We start from the raw sequence: 8,095 nt of genomic DNA, 5'->3' as shown, positions 1-8,095 counted from the left end.
CATTTCAGTCTTGTCCCAGGTCGTTTAGCTCAGCTGGGAGAGCACCTCCCTTACAAGGAGGGGGTCACTGGTTCGAGCCCAGTAACGACCACCATATTGAAAAGCCCGCAGCGATGCGGGCTTTTTCGTTTCCGTCTCCCATCAGGTTCGCAGTCGATCCAGCTCGCTTGCCAGGGTGGTGGCCGCCTGTTCCAGTGCCTCGCTCAGGCGCTGGCTGGCATTGGCCTCTTGTCCCAGGGTGGTGGCGGCGTCGCCGATGCGCATCAGGTTCTGGTTGATGGTGTCGCTCACGGCACTCTGCTGCTCGGCGGCGGTCGCCACCTGGCTGATGTGATCATGGATCTGCTGGATCTGGGTGACCACCTGATTGAGTGCCTCGAAGGCCTGCTCCGTGCCTTCAACCGTGCTCACCGAGCGGGCGATCCCCGTGCTCATCAACTGCTGGCTGCTGGTGACCTCGGTTTGCAGGCTGCCGATGAGCTGCCCTATCTCGTCGGTGGATGAGCGGGTCTTGTTGGCCAGCGCCCTCACCTCGTCCGCCACGACGGCAAACCCCCTGCCCATGTCGCCGGCCCGCGCCGCCTCGATGGCTGCGTTGAGGGCCAGCAGGTTGGTCTGTTCGGAAATGGCCCGGATCACATCGAGAATATGGCTGATATTGGTGCTGCGCTGGGCGACCTGGGCGACCGCCTTGTCGGCCTGATGCATGTCCTCGACCAGGGTATGGATCTCGTTGCGGGCCCTGCTCAAGGTCTGCTGGGCCGTGCTGACATGGTGGGTCGCCGCTTCAGACTCCTGCGCCGCCTGTTCCGCATAGCCCGCCACGCTGACTGCCGTGGTGCTCATCTCGTGCATGGCGCTGACCACGCTCTCCAGCTCCAGGCTCTGATCGTCCAGGCTGCTGCGCATGGCATCGGCCGTCTGCTTCATGCCCCTGGCCTGCTGATGCACCTGTTGCCCAATCTGCTTGCTGCCCTGCACCATGGCCCTCAGCTTGCCGAGGAAGGCATTGAGATGCCTGCCCAGCTCGATGAGCTCCTGGTGGGTGTCGATACGCATCTGCTGGGTCAGGTCGCCCTCATTGCTGGCGAGGTGGGAGACGTGGCGGCTGATGAGGGAGAGGGGCGCCGTGATGGTCTGGATGAACCAGACAAGCAGGCCCAGGGCCACCAGGGTGATGACAACGATGGCAACCAGCTGCTGCTGCTGGGTAGCCTGCAACAGGCTGCCGAGCTGCTGGCTGATGGTGTTGGCCTGGCTGAGGGCGAGGGCCTTGGGCACCTTGATCATCAGCCACCACTGGTTGTCGGCAGCCTCGATCCGTATGGGCTGCTGCAGGATGAAATCGCTGTCGGTATCGGCGGGGCGTCCATTCGGGGCAACCAGTCCGGCCTCTGTCAGGGGGCGCCCCAGTTTGTCCGAATGGCGGTTGCTGCCGACGATGAAGCCCGCCTTGCTGACCAGGGTGACCTCGGCCTGGTTGTCATAGAGGCTCTTGCCAAGGTGCTCGGCCAGTTGCTGGAAGATGGGCAGGTTCATGTCGACCCCGGTGATCCCGGCAAACTTGCCATCCTTGAGGACGGGCACCGTCAGGCTGGTCATCAGCATCTTCTGGCCAGGGCTTATCTCGTAGAGGTAGGGTTCCATCAGGCAGGGGCGACGAGTCTCGCGACCGCAGAGATACCACTCGCTGTTGCGAATGCCGAATTCATTGCGCGAGGTGTCGAACTTGGCGTCACTGGTGGCGGCATCTATGGTCTGCTGCGCGATGTTTCCGTTCTGTTCCCGGGTGAAGTAGACCTCGAGACTGCCCTTGCCGGCAACCGAATGGCTGGCGCCCGTCTGCCAGTCGGCGTCCTGTTCATCGTAACCGTTGGGTTCGAACTGGGCGTAGATGGAGCTGATCCCGTTTGCCTGGCGCAGGCGGCTGCCAAGCAGAAGCTCCACTTGCGGGCGACTCAGCCGCTGGTCCGGCTGGGCCATGCTTCCTTCAAGCTGCGCCGCCATGCCGAGCGGTATCTGATAGGCCTGCTGCAACTGGTCTTCGATCTGCACGGCATACCGCTCTGCCTGGAATTGCAGGGAACGGGAAACCTCCTGCTCCAGGGCGCCACGGGTCTGCGCCATGATGTCATTGCGCAGGCCGTTCAGCGAGGAGGACTGTATCCATGTCATGGCGACGCCACTGGCGAGAAAAAGTCCCAGCGTGAGCAACAACAACTTGGTCTTGAGCGAACGTTGTTTCATTCGACAACTCCTTTTGGCAAGAATGACAACGATATGGTCGGAGCGGGTCCTGACAGTTGTACTGTACTGGATTTGTTGATGGGTTTGTGCACGGCTTCTGGTTATAATTTTGGCCTTCCCGAGCGTTGATGGAACAGTCGCAATGAGCAATGCACTGAGCAGTATTCCGCCGGTAGTCGAGATGGACTACCCCTTCCCGGCCAAACCACAGCCCCTGACTCCCGAGCAGAAGGCGACCCTGATCGCCGAGATCAAGGTGCTGCTGCAGGCGCGCCAGGCCGTGCTGGTTGCCCATTACTACACGGATCCCGAGATCCAGGCCCTGGCAGAAGCCACCGGTGGCTTCGTGGGTGACTCCCTGGAGATGGCCCGCTTCGGTCGCGACCATGCAGCCCAGACCCTGATCGTGGCCGGTGTGCGCTTCATGGGAGAGACCTCCAAGATCCTGAGCCCCCACAAGCGGGTGCTGATGCCGACGCTGGAGGCCGAGTGCTCGCTTGATCTGGGTTGTCCCATCGACCAGTTCTCCGCCTTCTGCGATGCGCACCCCGATCACATCGTGGTGGTCTATGCCAATACCTCGGCAGCGGTGAAAGCACGGGCCGACTGGGTGGTCACCTCCAGTATTGCACTGGAGATCGTCGAACATCTGGACAGTCAGGGTCACAAGATCATCTGGGGCCCGGACCGCCACCTCGGCGCCTATATCGAGAAGAAGACAGGGGCCGAGATGCTGCGCTGGCAGGGTCACTGCATCGTGCACGACGAGTTCAAGGCCAAGGCGCTGCGCGAGCTCAAGGCCCAGAACCCGGATGCCGCCGTGCTGGTGCACCCGGAGTCCCCGGCCTCCGTCATCGAGCTGGCGGATGCGGTGGGTTCCACCAGCCAGCTCATCAAGGCCGCCAAAGAGCTGCCCCAGCAGAAACTGATCGTGGCGACCGATCGCGGCATCTTCTACAAGATGCAGCAGGCCTGCCCGGAGAAAGAGATGGTGGAGGCGCCCACCGGCGGTGATGGTGCCACCTGCCGTAGCTGCGCCCACTGCCCCTGGATGGCGATGAACGGCCTGGTGGCCATCAAGGAGGCCCTGACCGACGGTGCCGAGCGTCATGAGATCCATGTGGATGAGGCACTGCGTCTCAAAGCGCTTGTCCCGCTCGACCGCATGCTGGATTTCGCCGCGGAGCTCAAGCTCAAGACCCAGGGCAACGCCTGACTGACTCTGATGGCAAGATGCAAAGAGGGCTCCCGCGGGAGCCCTCTTTATTTGTCCGTCATCTGTATCGTCAGATGATGACGGTGGAGAAGCTGTGCTCCTCGTCGGGCGGGATGGTGATCCCGTCCTCGGCGGTGATGGCCGCCTCGACACAGAGCATGGTGCGATAACCGTCGTCACTCATGTCGGCCATGGCCGCGGCGCCCTCCGCCCAGGGATTCCAGACCACCACGCTGTCGTGGTTGCCGTTGACCACCCGGGTGGTGCGCTCACCATCCTGCACGCTGACCATGGGATCGGGCTGGCGGTAGATGCGATCCATGGCTGCGGTGACGGTCAGCGCGCCCTGTTGCAGTTCGTTTCGGCCGGTCAGCTTGTCCAGATAGGGTTCGCCGAGGCCGGTCACGGTCACCGCTTCCGGCGCACTGATCTGCAGGTAGGTGTGCAGGGCGGCATTGTAGGTGAGCGCTGACTTGCCGGTGTTGCGGGTGGTCAGCACCAGGGAAAGCTCCTTGCCGACCAGTACGTCCAGCTCCAGCTCGAAGGCATGAGGCCAGAGTGTCCTGCTGGCATCGTTGTCACGCAGGGAGAGGTGGACGAGTGTGCCATCCCCGTGATCGGAGACCCCATCCAGCGTCCACAGGCAGTTGCGTGCGAAGCCATGAGCCGGCTTGCCGCTGCCAACGCGAGCGGGGGAGGGGCCGAACCAGGGCCAGCAGAGGGGAATGCCGCCGCGAATGGGCTTGCTGCCATCCAGTATCGCCTTGTCGCTGAGCCAGAGAGAGGCCGGCTCACCATGGCGTTGGTAACGCAGCACATGGGCGCCAAACAGGCTTATCTCGGCCCTGGCGTGCTCATTGTCTATGGTCAGCAGGGGCAGGCCATCCTGGCTCAGGGTGCAGTGGGCAGTCAGCGTACGTGTCGGTGTCATAAAGGCTCCAGTGCTCGGGGACATTCAGAAAGGGTCCGTGATTCAGAATACAAAAAGGCGGCCATTGGCCGCCTTTTTTCAAGCTACGCGATTGCGCATCCCAAATTACTTGGAGATGTGAGCGATCAGGTCCAGAACCTTGCTGGAGTAGCCCATTTCGTTGTCGTACCAGGAGACGACTTTCACGAAGGTCTTGTTCAGCTGGATACCAGCCTTGGCATCGAACACGGAAGTCTGACGCTCACCCAGGAAGTCGGTGGAAACCACTTCGTCTTCGGTGTAGCCCAGCACGCCCTTCATGGCGCCTTCGGAGGCAGCCTTCATGGCCTGGCAGATTTCAGCGTAGGACGCTTCTTTCTTCAGGTTGACGGTCAGGTCAACAACGGACACGTCCGGAGTCGGCACGCGGAAGGCCATGCCGGTCAGCTTGCCGTTCAGTTCCGGGATGACCACGCCAACAGCCTTGGCAGCACCGGTAGAGGACGGGATGATGTTCTGAGCAGCACCGCGGCCACCGCGCCAGTCTTTGGCAGACGGACCATCAACGGTCTTCTGGGTAGCAGTGGTAGCGTGAACGGTGGTCATCAGGCCGGATTCGATACCGAAGGTATCGTTCAGAACCTTGGCGATGGGGGCCAGGCAGTTGGTGGTGCAGGAAGCGTTGGAAACGATGTCCTGGCCAGCGTAGGAATCCTGGTTGACGCCCATGACGAACATCGGGGTAGCGTCTTTGGACGGACCGGTCAGTACGACTTTCTTGGCACCGGCAGCGATGTGCTTGCGAGCGGTTTCGTCGGTCAGGAACAGACCGGTTGCTTCGGCAACAACGTCAACACCGATTTCGCCCCATTTCAGGTTGGCCGGGTCACGTTCAGCGGTAACACGTACGGTTTTGCCGTTGACGATCAGGTTGCCGTCTTTGACTTCAACAGTGCCCTTGAAGCGACCGTGAGTGGAGTCGTACTTCAGCATGTAAGCCATGTAGTCAACGTCGATCAGGTCGTTGATACCAACCACTTCGATGTCAGCACGCTCAGCGGCCAGACGGAAAACGAAACGACCGATACGGCCAAAACCGTTAATACCTACTTTGATAGTCATAATTGGTTACCTAACTGTTCAGTAGTCAAAGAAAATTCCGTTTGTAAATTTACTAGAACTCCCTCGCGAGTCAACCAACAATCTGCGCGAAATTGCGCTATATCATGAAAAACTGTGAAATTTATTTTCGGTTTATGTAACTGGCTACCAACTTTTGTTGAATGCATCATCAGCAAAGTCGGTGGCAGAGAACAACAATAGTGCCTGCCCGGTCACACATCCAGCCGGGGAGATATGTAAAAATGTGCGCGGTTTAGCATGGCCAAAGAGCCACTGTTCAAGTACCAACCATAAAAATTAATCACAAAATAGCGTAGACAGAATCCACAGCGGGAATTCTCAAACTATGACCACCCTGATTGAACAGCTGGCTGCCGCCAAAGGCATTGCCAGTGAGTATGTTGATGCCTGGGGCCAGCCGGCCTTGGTATCGGAAGAGAGCAAGGCCGCCATGCTGGGCGCCATGGGCTACCGCGTCGACGACGAGGCCGCCCTGTCCGAACAGCTTGAGCAGGAGCACCGCCAGCACTGGCTGCGCGCGCTGGATCCCGTGATGGTGGTACGCAGCGGCGACGCCGTTACTCTTGAGGTTCGCCTCCCCATCGAATTCGTCAACGATGCCCTCACCTGGCAGCTCCAGCAGGAGCAGGGTGCAGTGCTGTCCGGTCAACTCACCCCCATCGAGGGTGAGCTGGTCGGGGTGGCCGAGTTCGAAGAGATGGAGTGCCAGGCCTATCGCGTCACCCTGGATGTGCAGCCTGCGCTGGGTTATCACCAGCTCATCCTGCTGGAAGAGGGCAATGACGAGCCGCTGGCCACCATGCGTCTCATCGTCGCCCCCAAGTCCTGCTACAAGCAGGCGCCCATCGCCAATGGTCGCAAGGTGTGGGGCCCGAGCGTCCAGCTCTACTGCCTGCGCAGCCGCCACAACTGGGGCATCGGCGATTTCAGCGATCTCGGCCAGCTGGTTGAGAATGCCGCCGCCTGGGGAGCCCACTTCGTCGGTCTCAACCCCATCCACGCCCTCTATCCGGCCAACCCGGAGAGTGCCAGCCCCTACAGCCCCTCTTCCCGCCGCTGGCTCAACGTCGCCTATATCGATGTGGAAGCGGTGCCCGAATTCCTGGGCAACGATCGCCTGAAAGCGGAAGTGGCGAGCCCGGCCTTCCAGCAGCACCTCACCTCCCTGCGGGTCAAGGACAATGTGGATTACACCGGCGTCATCCAGACCAAGATCGGGATGCTGCGCCAGGTATTCGACCAGGCCAGCTTCAGCGCCGAGCGTCAGGCTGCGTTCGATGCCTTCGTGGCTGCCGGCGGTGACAGCCTGCAACAGCAGGCAGCGTTTGACGCCCTGCAGGCCCACTTCTATGCCAAGGGCGAGAATGCCTGGGGCTGGCCGGTCTGGCCCGAGGCGCTGCGCGATTACCACAACCCTGAAGTGGCGGCCTGGATGGCCGAGCACCAGCAGGATGTGGCCTTCTATCTCTATCTGCAGTTCCTGGCTGACGAGCAGCTGGCCCGGGCCGATGCCCGCGCCAAGGCCGCCGGCATGGTGATGGGGATCTACCGGGATCTGGCGGTCGGCGTCTCCGAAGGCTCCACCGAGATCTGGGCAAACCGGGACCTCTACTGCCCGAAAGCCTCGGTCGGTGCACCGCCCGACATTCTCGGCCCCCTCGGCCAGAACTGGGGCCTGCCCCCCATGAACCCGAACCAGCTGTTCGAGGCCGCCTACCAGCCCATGGTGGATCTGTTCCGTGCCAACATGCGCTCCTGCGGCGCCCTGCGCATCGACCACGTGATGGCCTTGCTGCGTCTGTGGTGGGTGCCGCCCGGAGAGTCCGCCGCCAAGGGGGCCTACATCTATTACCCGGTTAATGACCTGCTGGGGATCCTGGCGCTGGAATCCCACCGCAACCAGTGTCTGCTGATCGGCGAGGATCTCGGTACCGTGCCGGAGGGGATCGACGTGACCCTGAAAGAGAACGGCGTCCACTCCTACAAGGTGTTCTTCTTCGAGCGCTCCAAGGACGATGGCGGCTTCATCTCCCCGGCGCACTACGCCGAGCAGGCGATGTCCGCCCTGACCACCCACGACATGCCGACCCTCAAAGGCTTCTGGCACTGCGACGATCTGGCGCTGGGACGCGAACTGGGCCTGTACCCGGATGAAGACGTACTCAAGACCCTGTATGCTGATCGCCACCAGGCCAAGCAGCGGATCCTTGACAGCCTGCATGCTCATGGGGTCATCTCTGGCAATATCAGTCACGACGTGAACTGGGTCGGCATGAATACCGAGCTCAACCACGGTCTGCAACTGCACATGTCCCGCGGCAGCTGTGCCCTGTTCAGCACCCAGCTCGAAGACTGGCTGGAGATGGACAAGCCGGTCAACGTGCCGGGTACCAGCTACGAGTACCCCAACTGGCGTCGCAAGCTCTCCCGGGATCTGGAGGATATCTTCGCCGACGAGGCACTCAAGAATCTGGCGGGCAAGATGAGCCGGGCCCGTGACGAGGCCAGCCGTTGAGCCTTGAACGCCAACATGTGACTCACTTTCATCCGCTTCGGCTTCGGCCGAAGCGGATGTTCAG

General features: G+C 61.2%; 5 protein-coding genes and 1 tRNA gene. 3 read left to right on the top strand and 3 right to left on the bottom strand.

The genetic code is table 11. The annotated features are described in order from the left end of the window. Positions 1–18 precede the first annotated feature (18 nt). Positions 19–94 (top strand) — tRNA-Val (locus AB5Y93_RS15900). Positions 95–141: 47 nt separating this feature from the next. Here the strand turns inward: AB5Y93_RS15900 and AB5Y93_RS15895 are convergent. After that, positions 142–2,247 (bottom strand): methyl-accepting chemotaxis protein, encoded by a 2,106-nt coding sequence (locus AB5Y93_RS15895; RefSeq protein WP_368229801.1) that lies wholly within the window; start codon positions 2,245–2,247, stop codon positions 142–144. Positions 2,248–2,389: 142 nt separating this feature from the next. On the opposite strand from AB5Y93_RS15895, the gene nadA reads away from it, so the two are divergent. Beyond that, a complete protein-coding gene (gene nadA, locus AB5Y93_RS15890) occupies positions 2,390–3,463 on the top strand; it encodes a quinolinate synthase NadA (RefSeq protein WP_010672880.1) in 1,074 nt (357 codons plus the stop codon). 70 nt (positions 3,464–3,533) lie between these two features. Here nadA and AB5Y93_RS15885 read toward each other — a convergent pair whose 3' ends face one another. Both AB5Y93_RS15885 and gap read right to left on the bottom strand, forming a co-directional pair. Further along, positions 3,534–4,394, bottom strand: a complete 861-nt coding sequence (locus tag AB5Y93_RS15885; RefSeq protein WP_368229800.1) for a D-hexose-6-phosphate mutarotase — start codon at positions 4,392–4,394, stop codon at positions 3,534–3,536. Between the two features lie 105 nt (positions 4,395–4,499). Continuing rightward, a complete protein-coding gene (gene gap / locus AB5Y93_RS15880) occupies positions 4,500–5,495 on the bottom strand; it encodes a type I glyceraldehyde-3-phosphate dehydrogenase (protein ID WP_010672882.1) in 996 nt (331 codons plus the stop codon). 346 nt (positions 5,496–5,841) lie between these two features. Between gap and malQ the strand changes: the two genes are divergently transcribed. Next, positions 5,842–8,031, top strand: coding sequence for a 4-alpha-glucanotransferase (malQ, locus tag AB5Y93_RS15875; protein ID WP_010672883.1), 2,190 nt, complete (start codon positions 5,842–5,844; stop codon positions 8,029–8,031). The last annotated feature ends 64 nt before the right edge of the window (positions 8,032–8,095 follow it).

This window comes from Aeromonas sp. R10-1 (genome assembly GCF_040908465.1).
GTDB lineage: Bacteria > Pseudomonadota > Gammaproteobacteria > Enterobacterales > Aeromonadaceae > Aeromonas > Aeromonas caviae.
Note: the sequence above shows the minus strand (reverse complement) of the source record. Positions and strands in the feature narration are given on the sequence as shown.